This window comes from Novosphingobium sp. THN1, assembly GCF_003454795.1.
In the GTDB taxonomy this organism is placed as follows: Bacteria; Pseudomonadota; Alphaproteobacteria; order Sphingomonadales; family Sphingomonadaceae; genus Novosphingobium.
The window spans coordinates 3,428,023-3,448,114 of record NZ_CP028347.1 but is presented as its reverse complement, the minus strand read 5'-3'; the positions used below and the strand labels follow the sequence as shown (position 1 = coordinate 3,448,114).

At 62.7% G+C, this 20,092-nt stretch carries 17 protein-coding genes and 2 pseudogenes; 15 read left to right on the top strand and 4 right to left on the bottom strand.

Annotation, left to right across the window (positions count from 1 at the left end):
• Positions 1–13: 13 nt before the first annotated feature.
• The 3 genes and pseudogenes from C7W88_RS16835 to C7W88_RS16825 all read left to right on the top strand — a co-directional run bounded on the left by C7W88_RS16835 (position 14) and on the right by C7W88_RS16825 (position 5,455).
• Positions 14–4,257, top strand: a pseudogene (locus C7W88_RS16835) (strawberry notch-like NTP hydrolase domain-containing protein).
• 53 nt (positions 4,258–4,310) lie between these two features.
• Positions 4,311–4,724, top strand: coding sequence for an MbcA/ParS/Xre antitoxin family protein (locus C7W88_RS16830; protein ID WP_118074426.1), 414 nt, complete (start codon positions 4,311–4,313; stop codon positions 4,722–4,724).
• Positions 4,721–5,455 (top strand): RES family NAD+ phosphorylase, encoded by a 735-nt coding sequence (locus C7W88_RS16825; RefSeq protein ID WP_118074425.1) that lies wholly within the window; start codon positions 4,721–4,723, stop codon positions 5,453–5,455. The genes C7W88_RS16830 and C7W88_RS16825 overlap by 4 nt, the downstream gene beginning before the upstream one ends.
• Before the next feature lie 65 nt (positions 5,456–5,520).
• Here the strand turns inward: C7W88_RS16825 and C7W88_RS16820 are convergent, their stop codons facing one another.
• From C7W88_RS16820 to C7W88_RS16810, 3 genes are all read right to left on the bottom strand, one after another.
• Complete coding sequence (locus C7W88_RS16820) at positions 5,521–5,904, bottom strand: hypothetical protein (RefSeq protein ID WP_240344728.1); 384 nt, start codon at positions 5,902–5,904, stop codon at positions 5,521–5,523.
• Between the two features lie 355 nt (positions 5,905–6,259).
• Complete coding sequence (locus C7W88_RS16815) at positions 6,260–6,751, bottom strand: hypothetical protein (protein WP_039337794.1); 492 nt, start codon at positions 6,749–6,751, stop codon at positions 6,260–6,262.
• A gap of 4 nt (positions 6,752–6,755) precedes the next feature.
• Entirely contained in the window at positions 6,756–7,811 is a 1,056-nt protein-coding gene (locus C7W88_RS16810) for an ImmA/IrrE family metallo-endopeptidase (protein WP_039337795.1), read from the bottom strand.
• Positions 7,812–7,961: 150 nt separating this feature from the next.
• Between C7W88_RS16810 and C7W88_RS16805 the strand changes: the two genes are divergently transcribed.
• From C7W88_RS16805 to C7W88_RS16755, 11 genes and pseudogenes are all read left to right on the top strand, one after another.
• On the top strand, positions 7,962–9,206 hold the full coding sequence (locus tag C7W88_RS16805; protein WP_118074424.1) for a nucleotidyltransferase: 1,245 nt from the start codon (positions 7,962–7,964) through the stop codon (positions 9,204–9,206).
• A 2-nt stretch (positions 9,207–9,208) separates the two neighbouring features.
• On the top strand, positions 9,209–9,658 hold the full coding sequence (locus C7W88_RS16800) for a hypothetical protein (RefSeq protein ID WP_039337797.1): 450 nt from the start codon (positions 9,209–9,211) through the stop codon (positions 9,656–9,658).
• Positions 9,591–10,793, top strand: a complete 1,203-nt coding sequence (locus C7W88_RS16795; RefSeq protein WP_205525219.1) for an SAVED domain-containing protein — start codon at positions 9,591–9,593, stop codon at positions 10,791–10,793. Before C7W88_RS16800 ends, C7W88_RS16795 begins: the two co-directional genes overlap by 68 nt.
• 46 nt (positions 10,794–10,839) lie before the next feature.
• Positions 10,840–12,276, top strand: coding sequence for a DUF2235 domain-containing protein (locus C7W88_RS16790; protein ID WP_118074422.1), 1,437 nt, complete (start codon positions 10,840–10,842; stop codon positions 12,274–12,276).
• 313 nt (positions 12,277–12,589) lie between these two features.
• Positions 12,590–14,560 (top strand): annotated as a pseudogene (locus C7W88_RS16785) (ParB/RepB/Spo0J family partition protein); the annotation flags it as partial.
• 184 nt (positions 14,561–14,744) lie between these two features.
• A complete protein-coding gene (locus C7W88_RS16780; protein WP_118074421.1) occupies positions 14,745–15,686 on the top strand; it encodes an ArdC family protein in 942 nt (313 codons plus the stop codon).
• A gap of 11 nt (positions 15,687–15,697) precedes the next feature.
• A complete protein-coding gene (locus C7W88_RS16775; RefSeq protein ID WP_118074420.1) occupies positions 15,698–16,120 on the top strand; it encodes a hypothetical protein in 423 nt (140 codons plus the stop codon).
• A gap of 302 nt (positions 16,121–16,422) precedes the next feature.
• Positions 16,423–17,376: a DUF2493 domain-containing protein gene (locus tag C7W88_RS16770; protein ID WP_118074419.1), complete on the top strand. Its 954-nt coding sequence runs from the start codon at positions 16,423–16,425 to the stop codon at positions 17,374–17,376.
• A 122-nt stretch (positions 17,377–17,498) separates the two neighbouring features.
• On the top strand, positions 17,499–17,960 hold the full coding sequence (locus C7W88_RS16765) for a DUF6878 family protein (protein WP_118074418.1): 462 nt from the start codon (positions 17,499–17,501) through the stop codon (positions 17,958–17,960).
• Between the two features lie 10 nt (positions 17,961–17,970).
• Positions 17,971–18,399 carry a hypothetical protein gene (locus tag C7W88_RS16760; RefSeq protein WP_118074417.1) on the top strand — a complete coding sequence of 143 codons (429 nt, stop codon included), beginning with the start codon at positions 17,971–17,973 and terminating at the stop codon, positions 18,397–18,399.
• A gap of 360 nt (positions 18,400–18,759) precedes the next feature.
• Positions 18,760–19,149 carry a single-stranded DNA-binding protein gene (locus tag C7W88_RS16755; RefSeq protein WP_118074836.1) on the top strand — a complete coding sequence of 130 codons (390 nt, stop codon included), beginning with the start codon at positions 18,760–18,762 and terminating at the stop codon, positions 19,147–19,149.
• 115 nt (positions 19,150–19,264) lie between these two features.
• Here the strand turns inward: C7W88_RS16755 and C7W88_RS23890 are convergent, their stop codons facing one another.
• Positions 19,265–19,495: a DUF6437 family protein gene (locus C7W88_RS23890; RefSeq protein ID WP_007688360.1), complete on the bottom strand. Its 231-nt coding sequence runs from the start codon at positions 19,493–19,495 to the stop codon at positions 19,265–19,267.
• Positions 19,496–19,818: 323 nt separating this feature from the next.
• On the opposite strand from C7W88_RS23890, the gene C7W88_RS16745 reads away from it, so the two are divergent.
• On the top strand, positions 19,819–20,055 hold the full coding sequence (locus C7W88_RS16745) for a hypothetical protein (RefSeq protein ID WP_118074415.1): 237 nt from the start codon (positions 19,819–19,821) through the stop codon (positions 20,053–20,055).
• Positions 20,056–20,092 lie beyond the last annotated feature (37 nt).

Here is a 20,092-nt window from a genome sequence, read left to right as displayed (position 1 = left end):
CAGGAGGTTTCCCATGTCCAACTCTTCCCTCGCCTTCGCATTCGATCCACCATCTCCGCCGCTTGTCGTGACGGCAGCCAAAGCAATGGCGTTGCAATTGGCAGCAGGCAGCGCGCTTTCGCGCAGCGACATCAACCGCATCATGACGGACCACTTCGGTGGAACCGATGCACTCGGGGCATGGTCAGTCCGTGATGCTCACGCTGCGCTCGAGCTGGCGCAGGTTCAACACCTGCAAGCATCAGATGAAGTCCAGCCCACGAGCCCGATCGACGAGGCGGAACAGTTCTTCTGCGGTCTCGATGCCCGAATTCCGACCCAGACCAATCGCAGCGACGAGCAGATTGAATGGCAGCAGTTTGCAACGCCGCCGCGCCTTGCCTGGCTCGCTGCCCGGGCTTGCGCGCTGAGCGTCCATGAGATCGTGCTCGAACCTTCGGCCGGTACCGGCATGCTCGCAGTCTGGGCGACCAAATCCGGTACGCGCCTTGCCTTGAACGAAATCTCGCCGCTGCGCCGCGACTGTCTGACTGCTGTGTTCCCGGCTGCCCGCGTGACCGGACACGATGCCGAGCTGATCGACGAATTGCTCGATCCGGCCATCAGCCCCAGCGTCGTGCTGATGAACCCTCCCTATTCCCACGGTATTGAGCGGGGGCACGATGGCCGCACCGGAGCGAGGCATCTACGATCGGCCTGGAACCGCCTTGCCCCGGCGGACGGCTTGTCGCGATCATGCCTGAATGGTTCGACTGTGCGAAGTTCTTGGCGGGGCTGAAGGGACCGATCTCGCTGCGGCTCAATGCCGCCGTCGAACGCGCGTTCGTCAGGCAGGGCACCGGCATAACCACGCGACTGCTGGTTCTCGATAAGGTTGAAGGCGCCAAAGAGCTCGTCGCCATTCGCACGAACGAGTTCCGCCAGCTGGTCGATCTTGTCGATGCCTTGCCTGCTCGCGACAGCAGGCAGGCCGCAACCGAACAATCGAGCCTTCCAACTCGTTCGCCGTTCCGACTGGTAGCCGCGCCACGCCGACCGATCCCGGCCCCTGGAACGATCACTCGAGCTGCGTCAATGACCATCGGCGCGCTGACCTACGAGGCGCTCGCAACCACTGCGCCGCTTGAGGCACAGGTCGGCCACTATCTGCCCTATCGCCCCAGCCGGATCGTGATCGATGGCGCGGCCGAGCATCCAACGCCGCTCGTCGAGTCCGTCGCCATGGGGTCGATCTCGGCACCCAAGCCGGACGCGGTGCCGCAGCTGCCCGACGGGCTTATCGCCAAGGGGTTGCTTTCTGCTGCCCAGGCAGAGACCCTGATCTACGCCGCCAGCGCTCACGCCCGCAATCTTCCCGGCCGGTTCGAGCCCGAGGACAAGGGCTGTTCGCTCAAGGCGTCAGCAGAAGGTCAGGTCTACCGGCAAGGCTATTTCCTCGGGGACGGCACCGGAGCCGGTAAAGGCCGCCAAGTCGCGAGTGTCATTCTCGATCGCTGGGTGCGCGGGGAACGCCGCCACATCTGGATATCGAAGAACGAGGCGCTGCTGGAAGACGCTCGCCGCGACTGGGCCGCCCTTGGCGGTCTCCCGATCGACATCCAGCCGCTGGCGTCCTGGAAGCTGGGAACCCCCATTGCGATGCGCGACGGGATTCTCTTCGTCACTTATCCAACCCTGCGTTCAGGCCGGAGCGACGCAACGCGGCTGGATCAGATCCTCGCCTGGGCCGGTGAAGATTTCGACGGCGTGATCGTGTTCGACGAGGCGCACGCCATGGCCAATGCTGCTGGTGGGGAAGGATCGCGCGGCAAGGTCAAGGGATCGGAACAGGGCATTGCCGGGGTGCGTCTGCAGAACCTGCTGCCCCGGGCAAGGGTGCTCTACGCCTCGGCCACCGGAGCATCGGACGTCAACAACCTTGCCTATGCGACGCGCCTCGGGCTCTGGGGTCCGGAGACCGCCTTCGCCAATCGCGAGGCCTTCGTTGCCGACATTCGCGACGGCGGCATTGCCGCGATGGAACTGGTCGCGCGGGACCTCAAGTCGCTCGGCCTCTACACCGCCCGGGCTCTTTCTTTCGCGGGGGTCGAGTACGAGATCCTCGAGCATTGCCTGACCGAGGATCAGATCGCGGTCTATGATGCCTATGCCGAAGCATGGGCGATCATCCACGCCAACCTGCGCGAAGCGCTAGAGGTCACGCGGATCGTCGACACCGAGACTGGGGGGACGCTCAACTCCGGTGCCAAGTCCGCAGCTCTGTCGATTTTCGAGGGGGCCAAACAGCGCTTTTTCGCGCAGCTGCTTCTGTCGATGAAGCTGCCAAGCCTGCTGCCCGCGATCGACACGGCGATTGGCGAAGGACAGGCAGTGGTCGTCCAGCTCGTCTCAACGGCAGAGGCCATGGTCGATCGGCGGCTTGCCGACCTGTCTGACGATGAGCGCGAAGCTCTCGAGATCGATCTCTCCCCGCGGGAATATGTCATCGACTATCTCGCCAAGAGCTTTCCTGTCCGACTGATGGCGGTGTTCACGGACAAGAATGGCAATCCTCGCTCCGAGCCGATGAGTGACGAGCAAGGCGCACCTGTGCTTTGCCGCTCAGCGCTGGCCGCGCGCGATCGGATGATCGAGCAGCTCTGCGCCTTGCCGCCCATCGCCACAGCCCTCGATGCCATCATCGAACGCTTCGGCGTTGACCAGGTGGCGGAAGTCACCGGTCGCACACGTCGGCTCATCGTCGGCCGTGATGGTCGTCAGAAACTCCAATCCCGCTCGCCACGCGCCAACGTCGCGGAAACTCAGGCCTTCATGGATGGAGCGAAGCGGATCCTGGTCTTTTCCGACGCCGGGGGAACCGGGCGCAGCTACCATGCTGATCTTGCCGCCAGGAACCAGGCCCGCCGCGTCCACTTCCTGCTCGAGCCGGGCTGGCGAGCTGATGCCGCGATCCAGGGGCTTGGCCGGACCAATCGCACCAACCAGGCATCAGCCCCGCTGTTCAGGCCCGTGACGACCGATGTCCGTGGCGAGCGCCGGTTCATCTCAACGATCGCGCGGCGTCTGGACAGTCTTGGCGCTCTGACGCGCGGGCAGCGCCAGACTGGCGGCCAGAACCTGTTCGATCCGGCCGACAATCTCGAAAGCATCTACGCCAAGGAGGCGCTCCACCGCTGGTTCGGCCTGTTGTTCACGGCAAAGCTCGAAGCGGTCAGTCTCGGGCGCTTCCAAGAGCTGACAGGCCTTCGGATCGAAGCGCCAGACGGGTCGATGGTCGATGACCTGCCTTCGATCCAGCGGTGGCTCAATCGCATCCTCGCGCTTCCCATTGCCCTGCAGAACGCGATTTTCGATGAGTTCATGGGATTGGTCGAAGCGCGCATCGATGCCGCCCGGCAGGCCGGCACACTCGATCTCGGCCTCGAGACCATCGCAGTCGAGGACTTCGCGGTCCTGTCCGACACGTTGCTGCGCACAGATCCGGCTTCAGGCGCAACCACCCACCTGCTGGAACTGGAAATCGCCAGAGCCTTGAAGCCGCTTACGTTGAACCGGCTCGAGGAGATCCACGGCCTCACCGGGCAGCGGCAGCGACCGGTTCGGAACGCCCGCTCTGGTCGGGTCGCCCTGCTGGTCCCCGCTCGCAGTATTCTTGCCGATGACGGCACGCGCGTGACCCGCTTCGAATCGCTACGTCCCCTCAAGCGCAGCCACATCACCGAAGATCAGCTGGCGGAGAGCAGCTGGGAGGATGTCTCCCTCGACGATTTTCAAAATTTCTGGGCGACCGAGGTCGAAGAAGCCCGTTCCAGCCACAAACGCGAGCGCCTCTATCTCGCGACGGGCCTCCTACTGCCGGTCTGGGACAAGCTCCCTTCGGATTTCGTGAAGGTGAGCCGCATTTCGGCAGCAGATGGCCGGTCGCTCCTCGGCCGCGAGGTTCCCGTCCATTGCGTGCCCGAACTGTGCCGAGCGCTGGGTCTGGAACGCCAGCAAACTCCTTCCGCCGATGAAATCGTGCAGACCGTTCTTGCTACTGGCCGGGCTATGGAATTTGCGGGACGCGAGCAGCTCATGGTCAAACGCAGCCTGGTCAATGGCTCACAGCGAATTGAGCTCACCGGTTGGAGCGTAGCCCGCCTCGACTGGTACAAGGCCCAAGGCTGCTTCACCGAGGTCATCCGCTACCAGACCCGGCTCTTCGTGCCGATCGAAGGCGCCGCAAGCGTGATTGCCAGACTGGCATCATCGGTATAGCTCCTTGCCATATGGCATTATCTGGAATATATGATGCCATATGGAGAACTGCCATGCTGGCTCTGCAACCCGTTGATACTGCCGTTACCGCGTTCCGGCCCGATCCGATTACCCAGGGCGAGGCAGCGGCCATGTTCCGGGCAGTCCTCAATCTGTTCGGCAAATGGGAACTGACCGACGAGCAGGCTGCAACCCTGCTCGACATGCCACTGCGCTCCTATCGTCGATGGAAGGCGGAAGGGCCGGGGCGCGTATCGCGTGACGGTCGTGCGCGCCTGTCCAACCTCATGGGGATCCACAGGGCGCTCCGGATCATCTTCTCCGAAGCGACCCGCGGGTATTCTTGGATCAGAGCAGCGAATGAAGCGTTCGGCGGAGCCAGTGCGCTCGACGTGATGCTGGGAGGCGAGCTGACCGACATCATGCGGGTGCGTCGCTACCTTGACGCCGAGCGTGGTGGCTGGTGAGCGGAACAACGGATATCCCCGTTTCTAGAGTCGAGTGGAAGGGCGCTGTCAGGATCATTCGCAGTGCCTTTCCGCCGATCGACCTGTTCGAAGACATCGCTGATCCCGCCGACTGGCCACTGCTGATCTCGGCGGAGCAGAAGACCAATCCTCGCATCATGGCGACGATTGGCAATCTCGACCTCCTTCCGGTTGGCCGCCGCATCGGCGGCAACGGTGCCTCCTACCTCATGGCGCCATTCACCCATGTCAGCACCGATCGACCGAGCCGCTTTGCCGATGGCAGTTATGGCGTGCTCTATGTCGGCGACCGGTTTGAGACCGCGCTGTTCGAGACGATCCACCACCATGCCCGCTTCATGGCACGAACCAAGGAAGCGCCTGGCTGGACCTCGCAATTCCGGGAAATCGTCATGTCAGTCGATGTAGACTTACATGATCTCCGAACTCTGGCGGGGAAGCCGGATTCGGCGCTCGATCCTGACAGCTACGCTGCATCTCAAGCGCTCGCGCGGCACCTCAGGGGCGCGGGATCGAACGGGATTGCTTACCCGAGCATCCGGCACCCCGGCGGGGAATGCGTCGCGCTATTCTACCCGGACTGCGCATCAAATCCGCTTCAGGGGCGGCACCTCGACTATCACTGGGATGGCGCGCGGGTTGATCTGGTTCGTGATGCGGGATCGGGCGCTGTCTTCCGGATTGTCGATTTGCCGCCCGATCCCGCCTGACCGAACGAGCTGGGTTTCCGGCCGAGTGCGGTAGGTTCTTCGAGCGCAGCTGGCGGCCAGAGCGTTCATTCCTGCGCACCAGCCTTCACGAGTTCATGAAGCGCTCTGTCCGGCGAAACTGGTCCCTTGTACAGCGGGCTACACGGTCTCTCCGCGAGCTTGGCGGAAATCGCCAGAAGGTCGTCGTCATCACCCTTCTCATAGGCATAGGCAGCCAGCCAGAATTCTGCCTGCTTAACGAACTCATTGAGGATGCCAACAACGCTCCGATTCGCAGTCTTTGCGTACCGGACCTGGTCCATCCGCCAGACTTCTTGCGCGATGAATTCAGAAGGGACGCCTTGCTCCTTCAGAACCAGCGCCAATTGTGAAGGGAATCTTCGAGCGAGCGTGGCTGCTGGGGCCAGCGGCATAAGCACGGGAAGCAGCGTCTGTTCGGAAACCAGCAAAGCTACTTGCGGCTTCCAGAACAGGATGGTGGCGTACCAATTTCCCAGCGAAGTGTCGCTTTATTCGGGCGCAACGATTTCCGGCTTTATCCGATCAAGCAGCTTCTTGGTGCAGTGAAGTTTGAACATCATTGCAAAGGATAGTGTTGGGTGCTGAGCGAGTCCATTGGCGCTACCGACCTCGCCCCAGAGATGGCAAGTGCCGCCGTCATGCGGTCATTGCCGGGTCAAAATTGGCTCGTCAAACGCCGTCATACGTTCAGCACAGTTCGGCGACGGCAGCGGGCCGGGGTCGGCCTGTCCGGTTTCGGCCGAGCCTTCGGCTAATCCGGAATTGGCACAGGCCGTCAGATGCTCAGTTTGCATAGCGCTTGAGGCGAAGCTCAATTTCTCTGCGCGGCAAGCGACAACGGGGATGGGCTGCAGTCTTCGACAGGCAGCCATGCAATGTTGCAGCATCACATATGCCGGCTGCCTCGATGCGGTCGAATATCCATAGAACGCCGTGGACGGCGACCCCTTCCGCCTCCGCGACAGACCGGAGCACGCTGTCGCCGGTCAGAAGCGTCCATTGCCGCCCCTGCGCCAAGGCGAAAGCGAACGTATCGGCTACGGACAGTCGTTCCTCGGCGCGGCGCAGCTGCGTAGCGCGACGGACTTCATTGCCATCGAGGGATTCGATGATGATGCCAAGTGCGCGAAGCCGCGCGCCGAATTCGGCGTCAAGCTCGCGTTCGAAGAGGAGGTCAGGGACTACCAGGCTGTCATCGAGCTTGAACGCAGCTTCGAGCAGATCGCCGCGATCAAGGTCGATGATGACCGAAGTGTCCGAAACGAGAAACGGCACGCGTTCACGCTGCCTCGGCCAAGCGCTTGTCTAGCGCCTGCAAGGTGATCCCGAGCATCTCGGCGGCGCGGCTCTCGCCGATCACGCCTTCGGCCAGCGCGCGGTAGCAAAGCCGCTCGAAACGCTTAGGCTCCTCATATTCGGGCGGGATGCGTGCGGGTTCCTCGAAAGGTTTCTTGCGCCACCCGCGCTTCGTGAATTCCTTGAAAAGAAACGAGAATGCCTTCCTATCGATAATGCCGAGGTCAAGACAGCGATAAGCGATTGCCTGGACGCTTACGCCAAACCGCTCCTTGATCGCCACAAGCTCACCGATGCTGATGGCCGAGCGCTGTGCGCCGACCTCGGCGCGCACGACATCGGCCGGCATCAGGAAAGCGCCGGCAAAGCGGTTGGCGGCGCTTTCATCATCGACCCCTGCCGTGGGCGTCATCACCATGTGGCCAAGCTCATGCGCGAGAGTGAAGCGCTTGCGTTCGGACCAGATGTCTTTGCGCACTACGATCACGCGCGCCGCGTCACGCTCCTTGCGCATTACCCGCGCTGCGAGACCGTCGATGTCTTCAAGATCGATCGAGAGCACTTTGATACCCCGTTCCTCCAGCAGTTCGGCGAGCTTTGGCACTGGGTCATGGCCGAGCCCCCATTCCTCGCGCACTGAGCGGGCTGCATCTTCGGCATCGCGAACGTCGTGCAGCGGATAGGGCGCGCTACGCGGCTGCTCCCATTCGACGCTCTTGAGACCGAGCATATCCTCTACCGCGAGATAGCGCTCGAGCAGCTGTAGCGTCTGCGCCTCGATCGTCGCCTCTTCCTTGGCGGTGCGCTTTTTGCGAAAATCGACGCCTTCGAGCGTCAGCTCCTCATCGCTGAGCAGATAGGATTCGCTGACGCCCAGCGCCGTCGCAAGCGCCATCAGTGCGCGCGAACCCGGCATATCCTCGTTCCGCTCATATTTTCCGATCGCCTGCGCACTGACGACGTTGCCCATGCGCTCGGCGAGGTCGCGCAGCGACAATCCAGAGGATGCGCGGGCGAGCTTCAGTCTCGTGCCGATCATGGCTTGGCTACCTTTCGTCTCCTTGGTTTACAAAAAATCTATATAGTGCCATTTTTGTAAACCGACACCCCTTGAAACACCATCAATGTGGCCCCAGATGTGGTTTCGTGGTGGCATTATAACGAAATTTTGTAAACCGGAGTTTCACTGATGGCCTCAAATATCTTTCGCGGCGACGGCAGGCCGAATGATCCATTCGGAGATCCTCTTGATGCGATCCTCGCCGAGATTGCACTCAATCTGCAGTTGCCGCCTGGTCTCCATGCCATGGCGGTTGATAGATACGGGGCAGTCTGCCGGTATATCGATCGTCCCGGGAGCCCGCTCGAAGGACGGGTGTCGAGCTTCTATCCGCAAGGGTCGATGGCCATCGACGCAACGATTTCGACGCGCGGCACCGACGACGAATATGACCTCGACGCGGTCGTAGAAATCATCGGCGGCAGCGAGGGGCCGGAGGAACTGCTCGATCTTCTGGAGGCCGCACTGAAGGGCTATCCGGTCTCGCGGATCGAACGCAAGACCCGCTGCATCACCCTTTATTACGCGGACGGCATGCACCTCGACGTGACGCCAGCGCGGCGGCTCGCCCACAAGGAAAAGGAGGGCGTGATCGCCCATGCCAAGAAGGGCAAGCCGCAAGAGCACCGCTACGTTCCGATGAACGCTTATGGCTTTTGCGCCTGGTACAATGATCGGACGCCGGTCGAAGAGCGTTTCGCGCTGGCGCTCAACCGCGAACTCTACGCCAAGCACGGCTTCACCTTCGATGCCGCCGAAGTAGAGGAGGTGCCGGAGCAGACGCCGCTGCTAATCAAGAGCGTAACCACCGTCGCGCTCCAACTCATCAAGCGCCATCGCAACATTCTCTATGCCGATGAGGCCGGCCGGATGCCGCCTTCGGTCGTGCTGTCGTGCCATGCTGGTCACGCCGCGGTACCGGGCATGGGGCTGGCAGATATGGTGATGCGCCAGGCGCGCTGGACCGCGCGTGCGATTGATCAGGCTGCACGCCAGAACAAGCTGCTCGACGTCGCCAATCCTGAGTTTTTCGAGGAGCGGTTCACCGACCGCTGGCCGGAAAACCAGTCGCAGCAGCAGCATTATGCCCGGGCACTCCATGGTCTGGCCGATGGCCTTCAGATGGCGCGTGAGCGCGGCGTGCAACTCGAGAACCTGCAGGATTGGCTGCGCGATCTGTTTGGCCAGCGTGTCGTCACGCGTTCGATTGACCTTTTCAACAAGCGCCTCGGCCAGCAGGTACAGGCGCGCCAGCATGGGTATACGCGCACAGGCGGCCTGTTTACGCCGGCAGCGCCTGCGATCATCACCGGGGCAAGCGCGCTAGCGCCGGTTGCCGCCAGGGCGCACACGAACATGGGTGAGCGTCGCTGAGCATGATCCATGGCATCGAAGCGCAGATTGAAGCGATGCGGGCGATCTGGCCCGATTTCGCCATGGTCGAACGAGATGGAGATGCCGCGGCTTGGGAGGGGCCAGTTCGCCCGCTTCTGCAGACGTACCGCGTCGGCATCTTTTACCGCGCGCCGCTGCTTATTGAAAATCTGGACCCGCGCCGTTTGCAGCCGCGCGTCTCGGTCCTGAATCCGCAGCTCCGACCGCGACCCGGCGACCGCGAAGGGCGGTTGCCACACGTCTATTACGGACCCAACGGCGGAGTGACGCTTTGCCTCCTCGACCCTGAGGCAGGCGATTGGTCGCCTGCCGACCTACTTGCCGAAACGACGATCCCTTGGACCATCGAATGGCTGGCCGCTTATGAAGGCTGGCGCGCTACCGGCGAATGGACGGCGAGCGGCCGCCATGTGGAGGTGGCCCGTGGCTAAGACGAAAGTTCCGCAAAAGGTTCAGTCAGCTCTCTGGGCACGATCCGCCGGGCGCTGCCAGTACCGGGGATGCAATCACGACCTTGTTGGCGATCTCATCTCTGGCAATGAGAACGCACTGTTCGGCTTCATCGCGCACATCGTCGCGGACAGCGCCGATGGGCCGCGGGGTGATCCAATAAGGTCTCCGCTACTTGCAAAGAGCCTCGACAATCTCATGCTGATGTGCGCGGTCCATCACAAGCTGATCGATGTCGACGGTCTGGTCGATCATCCCGAGGCCCTTCTCGTCGAAATGAAGGCCGAGCATGAGGCTCGCGTCGCGATGCTCGCCGGGATCGACAAGGATCGGGCCTCGCATGTGCTGCGGTTCGGCGCCAGCATCGGCGCGAATGAAGCACTGGTTTCAACCAGGGCCATTTTCGCTGCCATGCCGCCCGATCACCATCCAGCGAGCGCGCAGACGATCGACCTGGAAATGACCGGCCATGCGTTCGCCGACAGTGATCCGGCGTTCTGGGCCATGCAGCAGACCAACCTCCAGCGCAATTTCGCAGCACGGGTTGGCGGTAGGATCGAGCGCCAGGACATCCGCCATCTCAGCGTGTTCGCTTTGGCGCCGCAGCCGCTGCTCATCGAACTCGGCCGTTTGCTCTGCGACATCGTGCCGATGGTCGTCCATCAACGGCACCGTGAGCCTTCGACTTGGACCTGGCAGCGCGACGGCGTGCGCGTGCGCTATCAGACGACCGAACCGGCATCAGGGCGAAGCGGCGTAGTTGCCCTCAAGCTGGGCGTGAGCGCGACGATCACCGATGATCGTATTGAGCGTGTCGTCGGCAACGATGCCGCGATCTGGAGCCTGTGTGCCGAAGCTCCCCATAACGACATCGTTCGCAGCCCCGAAGATCAGGCTGCCTATCGCACGGCGCTGCGCGGGCTGCTCGATGCGATCAAAGCCCGACACGGCGACCAAGTCGTCATTCATGTGTTTCCAGCCCTGCCGGCGTCGCTTGCCGTGGAAACCGGCAGGGTATGGATGCCCAAGGCCGATCCCGAACTCCGAATCTATGATCAGCAGCGGGATAGCGGCTTTGTCTACGCGCTGACGGTCGGTCAGCCGGGATCGGTGTGATGCGCTGCTCGGAAGCCCATGGATATACCAAGGAAGGAATGCCTCGGTGCCAAAGAATATCGTGATCTATTCCGATGGTACCGGCCAGGACGGAGGCGTTCGGCCGGAACAGCGGATGAGCAACATCTTCAAGATGTATCGCGCGACGCGGCCCGGTCCCGACAGCGCGATCAATCCCACCGAGCAGGTGGCCTTTTACGATCCCGGCCTCGGTACCGAAGCCGGGGCTTCAGGCCTCACCTCGATCCGGCGCTGGTTCGCCAAGCTGCTGTCTTCAGTGACGGGGCGCGGCATTACCACCAATATCGCCGACTGTTACGAGTTCATCATCAATCACTACCGGCCGGGCGACCGCATCTGGCTGTTTGGGTTCAGCCGCGGGGCCTACACCGCGCGCAGCCTTGCGAACGTGATCAGGCTGTGCGGCGTCCCGACGAAATCGCCCGACGGCGAACTGCCGCGGTTTCGTCTCGGCGCGCGCGAGATCGCTGAGCGCGCCGTGTTTCGGGTTGCCGAGCATGGCGCCGGCCAGGACCGCGCCAAATACGAAGATGAGCGCGAAGAACTTGGTCGTCGATTTCGCGTGGCGCATGGGTCGGACGACGATGGCGAGGCGAACGTCGCGCCCTATTTTATTGGCGTCTTTGATACCGTGGCTTCGCTCGGCGCCAAAGGCCCGCTTCGCTTGGCGCTCATATTCGCCCTCGGCTTGCTTATCGTTAGCGCCGCAGCGATCACCGCCATGGCTCTGCGCTGGGCATTCGAGCTCGATTGGGGCTTGTCGTTCCTTGTCGCGACTGGCCTGTTCGGCATCTATGCGCTTTGGCGCTATCTGCGCACGTCGCTGAAAGTGATGTGGCCTCCGCTTGAAGGCCGCCGTTTCCCGAGCATTCACGTTGCGCAGTGGAGCGGAAAGTATTTTGACCGTTTGCTGGGCCGGGCGGTCAGCTATGCCCGCCACGCAATCGCCATCGATGAGAACCGCGCCGACTTTCCGCGATTGCCCTGGGGTCCAGGCAAGGGCATTGAGACCAGACCCGAAATCGACGGTGAAGCCAAGCCTTTCGTGCAGATGTGGTTCGCAGGCAACCATTCGGACATTGGCGGAAGCTACCCGGAGCCAGAATCGCGCCTGTCGGACATCGCCTTGCAATGGATGATCAATGAGGCTCGATCGGTTCCCGACCCATTGGCCATCGATTACAGTCGTCTGCGAGTCTTTCCTTCGGCCGCCGGTGTTCAGCACGACGAGATTGCAGGTATGGCCGACTTGATAAGGCAGCGGACACCTGCCTTGCTGCGTTGCTTGACCCAGCGACTAACCTGGAAAGCGGAGTTGCGCGATCCCATCGCGGCGGCCACGCTTCACCCGTCCGTCGAGGAAAGGTTTGGGCTTGAAAGCGTAGTTAGGCAAGGCGGAGAGGGCCCATATCGGCCCGAAGCACTTCGAAGTCACGAACGCTTCCGCCACCTCTATAAGTAACAACAGTTGGTCGGTCCGGTGCCGTTCGATCGAGGAGATGACTGAAGGGCGGACGCTCAGATGATCTATGAGTCAGGTCAACGCCAACTTTGGAGATGCTAAGCGCCAGCACCGGCCTTGCCGATGGCAGCTTATCGCCATGCGTTTCCTGATTCCGGCAAGCCCGTTTGGCCGAACGGCTCGGCCAATCTCTCAAGCTGGCTTCCGATAGATTTGTCCCGACCGAGCAATAGAGTGGAGTGGGCTTTCCCCTGATTGAGCCATTTGGGCGTCGATGGTCGATGCACCGGGCTCACAATCAGGAGTGTGTCCCATGATCAAGTCGATCCCGCTGAACAAGCTCGTCCAGTCTCCCCGCAATGTCCGCCGTCACGGCGATCCAGCCGCCGATGCCGAGCTCAAGGCCAGCATCGCTGCCCATGGGCTGCTGCAGAATCTCATTGTCCGGCCTGCCGCGAAGGGCAGGTTCGAGGTCGAAGCCGGCGAGCGCCGCCGCCGCGCAATGCTGGCGCTCACGGATGAAAAGATCCTCGCCCGCGATCATGAAGTGACTTGCCTCGTGCTCGAGGACAGCGCCGAAGCTGCGGTCGAGACCAGCCTCGCTGAGAACTTCCACCGCCTCGCCATGAACCCGGCCGACGAAGCCCAGGCCTTTGCCGCGCTCGTGGCAGGCGGTGCCACCGTCGAGGACGTTGCCCGCCGCTTTGGTCTGACCGTTCGCTTCGTTGATGGCCGGCTGCGTCTCGCGAACCTTGCGCCTGTGGTGTTTGAGGCACTGGCATCCGGGGAGATCACTCTCGACATCGCCAAGGCCTTCGGTGCGACCTCGGACCAGGAGATCCAGGCCCGTGTGTTCGAGCAGGTGTCCTCGGCCTACTATGCCCCCAATGCAGACAGCATCCGGCGCATGGTTTTGTCCGGGACTGTCCGGGGCAGCGATCCGCGAGCGCGCCTTGTCGGCCGCGATGCCTACATTGCCGCCGGCGGCCGGATCGAGCGCGAGCTATTCGATGACGACGACAGCGAATCCTGGGTCGATGTTGCGCTGCTCGAGAGCCTCGCGGCGGCAAAGATGGAAGAGCAGGCCAAAGCCCTCGCCGCCGAGCAGGGTCTTGCCTGGGTCAAGCCGACGCTCGATCCCTATGCCAGCCACGATCTGGTCGAAGGGCTAGTCCGGCTTCCCGCCGAACCGGCGCCGCTGACCGAAGCAGAATTGGCGAGGCTTGACGAACTCGATGCCTCCTATGACGAGCATGCGGCGATCCTCGAAGATGAGGATAGCGCCGAGGAAGCCGTGGCGGCAGCCGAAGCGGCTATCGAGGCCATCGAACGCGAATGCCAGGAAATCCGCGCACGCCCGCCAGTCATTGCGCCCCAGCTGAAGGCCGAGGCAGGCATGATCCTGGTGCTTTCACGCGACGGCACTCCGGTACTCCAGCCGGTTTTCTATGGTGAAAGGCAGGCTGAACCCGCTGAAGGCGACAGCGGGATCGAAGTCGTTGCTGGCGAGGAAGGTTCGGACAAGCGCCGGACAACCTTGTCCAAGCGCCTGGTCGATGAGCTCGCCATGCAGCGTCGCGACGTCATTGCGCTGCATGTTGCCTCTGACCCGGGGCTTGCGCTCGACATAATGGTCTTCACGCTGGCCGATGCCGATACGCACGACTGGCGGGCGCGGGCAGCAACCACACTGCGTGCGCCTCTTCCGGCAGGGCCGATCATCGGCTTCGAAGCCAAGGATGCTCCGGCCAGCAGCGCGCTCGCTGAGCTCAGGTCCAATCTCGACGAAAGCTGGCGCGCGGGCACCGATGCGACTTCCCGCTTCGACTTGTTTCGCGCGCTATCCGATGACAGCCGCGCCGCTTGGCTCGGCTTTGTTGTCGCTCGGTCGCTCGAGGCGAGCCTTAACATGACCGGCGAACGTCAGCTTCCGTTCCAGGATCACCTTGGCAGCCTGATCGGCATCGATATGGCGCAGTGGTGGCGGCCGACGGCGGCCAACTACTTCGACCGGGTCTCGAAGCAGGTGATCCTCGACGCGCTGACCGATGTCGGCGGCCTCGAGCTCTCCTCGCGCTTTGCCTCGGTCAAGAAGGGTGACCTCGCGATGAGCGCCGAGCGCGTCTTCGCCGGCACCTACATCACCGAGGTTGAGGTCCGCGAAAAGGCCCTGGCCTGGGTGCCTGAGGTCATGCGGTTTGCCTCCGCTGCCCCGGAGGCTGGCGAAGCCGAGATCGACGCAAGCGACGCTGCGCCTGGTGTCGAAGGCGAAATTCATACCCCCGCGAACTGGCCGCCTGACCTCCTCCTGACAGGCTCGGCCACTCGCACCTCGAGAAGCGGTCCTTCGGCTCACGCCGGAGGGCCGCTTCCTTTTTGGGAGAAGAGCAGAGGGGGCTGGGGACAATGTGGCACTGACCGGCGAACCCGTCGCCGATTGTCCAGATGCCGCAATCAGGAGAACCATCATGGCCTATCGCAAGGAGCAGGGCGGCGGCCTGTCGCCCGCCACCCGTATCACCCAGGAAATCATCGCCCGTCTGGAAGCTGGCACAAAGCCGTGGATCAAGCCGTGGCGCGGTGTCCCGGTCTCCCGGCCCTTGCGGGCCTGCGGGATCCCGTACCGCGGCATGAACGTGTTCTGGCTCTGGATGGTCGCCGATATGTGCGGCTACGCCTCGCCATTCTGGATGACCTACAACCAGGCAAAATCGCTCGGAGCCCAGGTCCGCAAGGGCGAGAAGTCGACCATCGCTATCTTCTACAAGAGCTACACCAAAGAGGTGGAAGCGCCCGATACCGGCGAAAGGACTGACGAGGCCCGCCGGGTGCTGAAAGCCTATCCGGTGTTCAACGCCGATCAGGTGGAAGGTCTGCCCGAGCGCTTCCATCCGGCCGCAACGCTGGAACTGGTGGAGCCGGAAGGCCGCGAGGCCGAGCTCGACGCCTTCTTTGCTGCCATCCCGGTCAATCTGCGTCATCAGGGCTGCGAGGCCTATTACGAGCCGACTGCGGATCGCGTCACGATGCCGCCGGCCAGCCTGTTCAACGGTTTCGATCACTACTACGCCACGCTCGCCCACGAACTGTCGCACTGGACCGGCCATACGAGCCGTCTGGGACGTGATCTCAAGAACCGCTTCGGCACAGCGGCCTACGCCGCCGAAGAACTCGTCGCCGAACTCTCCAGCGCCATGCTGGGCGCTGAGCTGGGACTGCCGGTCACGCACCTCGACAGCCACGCCAGCTACATCGAGCATTGGCTCAAGCTTCTGAAGGATGACGATCGCGCCATCCTGACTGCTGCGGCCAAGGCCGAAGAAGCTGCGAGCCTGCTGCTGAAGCTCGGCGGGAGGGTCATGCCTGAGCAGTTTGACGACGCGTCAGACGACGCCGCGCTTGCCGCCTGAGGGAGGATGTCATGGGCCGATCGGTCAGCTATCCCAGCGGCGCTATCGTCGCCTTCACGGTGCTCGAGGTCGAAAGCGACGACGACTGGGAATTCGAGTATGAATGGCTGCGTGACGATGTGTGCGAGCGGGCCGCCAAAGCCTTCCCGTCGCTGATCCCGCATGACGGCTGGCGCGGCCGGGAGGACCGGATCCTCATGCGCAATGCCTATGCGGATTTCGGCGTATCGGTCTACGGCTCACTTGTGGCTGTCTGGATCGTCGAACGCGATGACGGTGCCTATTGGGACGCCGATTGGCGCACGGCGCGTTCACCGCGGGCACGGCGCTGGCTATCCCAGATCGCATCCCGCTTCGATGCCATGTTTGGCGACTATGAATGCCTCGGGCACATGTCGAACGGCGAGGGGGTCTACACCAAGCGCGCAGCTTGAGGTCTGCAGGTTGGTAAGACGCAGCGGTTTGGATTGCCGTCCCTGACTGAGCTTTGCCGGCCGGTCTTGGTCTGTCGCCATGCGAGAGAGGCCCTGGGCCAGCCGCCAGTCTTGCGCAACCCGGCTTGGGCGGGCCCGTGTTGTCCTTGGCCCTTCGGGCTCAAGGCCTGCCCGCGCCAGCCCGCCAAGACGGGTTCCCCCTTACCGGTGCGCAAATCCTGCCTGAAGCTGGCCCTGACGGGCTCTCGCTGGCGCAGCCATGAACGGGTGCGTCGGGGTCACGTCAGTCAGGAGGAAATCCCATGCACACGTCATTTGCCGACCAACTCGCCGGGCTCGATCTTACCGGCTTCTCGATTGGATCTGCTCCCGTATCGACAAGCGATTTCCCTGTCCGAGAAGCGGTCGTCCAAACCCTCGAAGCGGTCTGGTCCGATCTTTTCGCCATGGTGTCCGGGACCGCTCTTGAAGCCGACGCCGAAGATCTTGGCTGGGCCTTCGTCAACATCTTTCACCGCTCGGCGGAACGCAAATCGACAGCCCTTGACCGGGCGACCGACGAGGTCCGCGCGCTGATTGCGACGGCCGATGGATCGGAGGTTCACACCCATGACCTCGAGACCCAGGTCGAGCGGGCGCAATGCGCCGAGAGCGCGATGCTGGCGCTCGAAGAGATGCGCGAAGTCGCGGCAGCCCTTTACCTCAACGAGTTCGGTTCCTCCTGGAAGCCGGTCTCCAGTTCGCGCTTCAATCACAGCGCCATGTTGACTTCTGCGCTCGTCGAAGGGCGCGATTTCCTGCGCGCCCGTGCCGAGGCCAAGCGCCGTGCAGCGGTGCCCGAAGGAACCCCGGTCGTCTTCGCTGGCGGGCGCACCCGTCATGCTACCGAAGACGATGCACTGATCTTCGGCAACAACGTCTGGGCCACCCTCGACAAGGTCCGCGACCGCGTGCCTGACATGGTGCTCATCCATGGCGGCGACACCAAGGGCGTCGACCGCCTGGCATCGAGCTGGGCCGAACGGCGCGGTATCCCGCAGGTCACGTTCTCGCTCGACATGCGGCTCGGCGCCCGTGCCGGCTTCAAGCGCAACGAGCGGATGCTTTCGCTCGATCCGCGCTATGTCATCGCCTTCCCCGGTAATGGCGTGCTCGAACGTCTGGTCATCGAGGCCAAGGCCCGGCGGATCACCGTTGTCGATCGCCGCGGGCCGATGGGCACCAATCCGAAGAGCACTTCGGCAGGCACTGAATGAGGTCATCCCGGTCCTCGCGCCAGCGCCCAATCGGCGCTGGCGTCGTTCGTCAGAGGAAAGGCGCGCGCCTGTCGTTTGGAGCCAGCGAATTGCCGTTGGTTTCAGTTACCAGGAGGCATTCCATGATCGATATCGAGGCTGTGATGGCCGACTTTGCCGTTCGCCAGGCCGAGCGGCAAGTGCAAGTGGCCGAAGAAATCCAGCAACTCAAGGCAGCGATTCTTCCGCGCTTGCAGGACGCTGGGATTGCCCGCGTCGAGATCCGTTTCGACGGATGCGGCGACAGCGGTGCCGTTGAAGAATGTGCATGCCTCGATGCAGCCGGCGCGGCGATCTCGTGCCCGGATGTGACCCTCTTGGAAGGCGAAGCAGACAGCGTTGATCGTGCCGGTTCCGAGGAGCTGCAATCACTCGGGCAGGCACTCGAGCAGCTGACCTATCTGGCGCTCGAACGTCACCACCCTGGCTGGGAGATCAACGACGGTGCCTGCGGCGAACTGGTGATTGATGTGGCTGAGGCGACGTTCGTGCTCGACTGCAGCCTGCGCTTCATCGCCACCGATGATCATTCGACCGAGCTCTAGGAGATCAAGCATGGCTCACTGCTACTACCACGCTCTCTCGTCGGTCCGGAAATGGGGCGGCACGGTCGAGGACTATCTCCCGCTGCACCAGTGGTTCGACCAGTCCAAGGCAATCCTGGCAGACCCACGGCACCGCGCGCTGCGGCACCATGCCGAGGGGATATTCATGCTCGAAACACTCTTCGGTGAGACCCTCGTCAATGCCGATGGCCGGGTCGTTCCGGTGCGTCTGGTCGGCGAACAGCACGTACGCGAAGACCTGGGCTCGATCCCCTCCTTTGCGGACTGGGCGCGCTTGATCACGCCGCAGGCCTGGATGCTTCGCGGCAACCCTCTCGACGGCGCTGAAGGGGTGACGATCGATATGCCTCTCCCCGGCGAAGCAGTTTCGTCCAGGAATGAGCCACCGGTTGGAGGATCGGTCAGTACCGTGATCTAGGAAGGGGTTCTCCGTTGGAAGGTCGGGCAGGGATGATCCAACCAAGACCGGATGGAAACGAGGCAGGGCAAACCTGTTCAAGGCATCCAGCTCCACCCGGCTTCGATGCAAACCTGTCCCTGAATCACCCCCCGTCGAGACGCGCAACCCGGATCAGGTCCGGCCGAGTTGCCGGGCACGATTTTGCGCATCGCTGATGCCGAAAACCGGTTCCCACTTTTCGGCGCGATGCTGCGTGCCCGGCTGCCCGCACCACCCGAACCAGTTCCGGGTTTCCCTTCGGTGCGCTTCGCCATGGGGCGCTTCTGCTCGGGTTTTGCAGCCGGGATGGACCCGGAATGCTCGATCAGGAGAAAGCCCATGACCAATCTCGTTATCCTCGGTGGCCGCATCGCTCGCGACCCCGAGACCCGCACCACCCAGGGCGGAACCAGCATCACATCGATCTCGGTCGTGACCGACCGTCCCGCCCGCAAGGATGGCAAGACCTACAAGGACGAAAACGGCTACACCGCCAAGGACAGCGAATTCCATCGCATCACCTGCTTCAACGGCCTCGGCCAGAACGTCGCCAAGTATTGCACCAAGGGCCAGCTCGTGACGGTCGAAGGTCGCATCCACTACACCCAGTGGGAGGATCAGAGCGGCACCAAGCGCTACGGCTGCGAGATCATCGCCGACAAGGTCGACTTCCTCACCAAAGGCCGTTCGGGCAGCAACGAGGGAGCACCCGACATCGACGAGGACTGAATGTTCTTACCCCACGACAAGGCTCCGGTGGCACGCGCCATCGGGGCCTTTTCTTTTGCTCTGGGGCTATGCGGCGGCGCAGGGCATCGAACCCCTTGCCGCCGCGGAGCGGACTTTACGCGGGAGCAATCCGCTTCAGCGTTTCCTCGATCCCGAGCGCCATCGATGCGCGAACGATCTGGCGCAACTGTGCCGGTTCGATCGTCTCCGCGCCGCACTCGATCAGCAGCTTTCCGAGTTCGGTCGCTGCTTCTTCGCGGAGACGTGCCTCCTCGTTCTCGAGTTGGGCACGCTGTTCACGCAACTTCTTCAAGGCATCTCGTGCAGTAGGCTTGGACCTGGCCATAGTGCTTCCTTCTTGCTGGCCGTTGGTCCCCTCCGCTCCCGATCTTGGCACTGCGGGCGCATGTAGGAAAATGGTTTGTGGGGCAGGCGTTGCGCTTCTGCGCAGGCGTTGGAGAGGTCTCTCTCGCAGAAAGAGCAAGTGTGATGCGGGCTTTGGGGCTGCGTCAAGGACGACGGGGCCCCACCATTTTTACCGGGCAAGCCCGGCAAAAATCGTTGCCCCCATCGCCGCTTCGCGGCCGCTGACGCGGTCCCTGACCCAGCCCGTCACCCACATCCTTCGCAGCTCCTGATGCGACGCATCGAACATCAGGAGGAAAGATCATGTACGCTTCACTGAACATTGCCGCTGCTAGTCCCGCCGCCGATCAGGCAGCCTTCGTTGCAGCCCTGGATCAGGCCCATGCCCGGTCCTTTCACAGCTACTTCACGCAATACGTCCTGACCGATGACGAGGCAGGCTATATCGCGGTCGATGAAGGCGATTACGGCGCCTTGCCCAAGGCCATGCTGGACCGTGTCATCGATACTGTGCCGGGCCGTCTCAGCGATGAATTCTGACCCGCCGGTTTGGGAGGAAGTCCGTCAGGGCTTCCTC

Bases quoted from the DNA above. Each gene is read 5' to 3' on its own strand.
- C7W88_RS16745 (WP_118074415.1), top strand. From the start codon at position 19,819: ATGTACGCTTCACTGAACATTGCCGCTGCTAGTCCCGCCGCCGATCAG.
- C7W88_RS23890 (WP_007688360.1), bottom strand. From the start codon at position 19,495: ATGGCCAGGTCCAAGCCTACTGCACGAGATGCCTTGAAGAAGTTGCGT.
- C7W88_RS16755 (WP_118074836.1), top strand. From the start codon at position 18,760: ATGACCAATCTCGTTATCCTCGGTGGCCGCATCGCTCGCGACCCCGAG.
- C7W88_RS16830 (WP_118074426.1), top strand. From the start codon at position 4,311: ATGCTGGCTCTGCAACCCGTTGATACTGCCGTTACCGCGTTCCGGCCC.
- C7W88_RS16760 (WP_118074417.1), top strand. From the start codon at position 17,971: ATGGCTCACTGCTACTACCACGCTCTCTCGTCGGTCCGGAAATGGGGC.
- C7W88_RS16800 (WP_039337797.1), top strand. From the start codon at position 9,209: ATGATCCATGGCATCGAAGCGCAGATTGAAGCGATGCGGGCGATCTGG.
- C7W88_RS16795 (WP_205525219.1), top strand. From the start codon at position 9,591: ATGAAGGCTGGCGCGCTACCGGCGAATGGACGGCGAGCGGCCGCCATG.
- C7W88_RS16770 (WP_118074419.1), top strand. From the start codon at position 16,423: ATGCACACGTCATTTGCCGACCAACTCGCCGGGCTCGATCTTACCGGC.
- C7W88_RS16765 (WP_118074418.1), top strand. From the start codon at position 17,499: ATGATCGATATCGAGGCTGTGATGGCCGACTTTGCCGTTCGCCAGGCC.
- C7W88_RS16775 (WP_118074420.1), top strand. From the start codon at position 15,698: ATGGGCCGATCGGTCAGCTATCCCAGCGGCGCTATCGTCGCCTTCACG.
- C7W88_RS16805 (WP_118074424.1), top strand. From the start codon at position 7,962: ATGGCCTCAAATATCTTTCGCGGCGACGGCAGGCCGAATGATCCATTC.
- C7W88_RS16780 (WP_118074421.1), top strand. From the start codon at position 14,745: ATGGCCTATCGCAAGGAGCAGGGCGGCGGCCTGTCGCCCGCCACCCGT.
- C7W88_RS16810 (WP_039337795.1), bottom strand. From the start codon at position 7,811: ATGATCGGCACGAGACTGAAGCTCGCCCGCGCATCCTCTGGATTGTCG.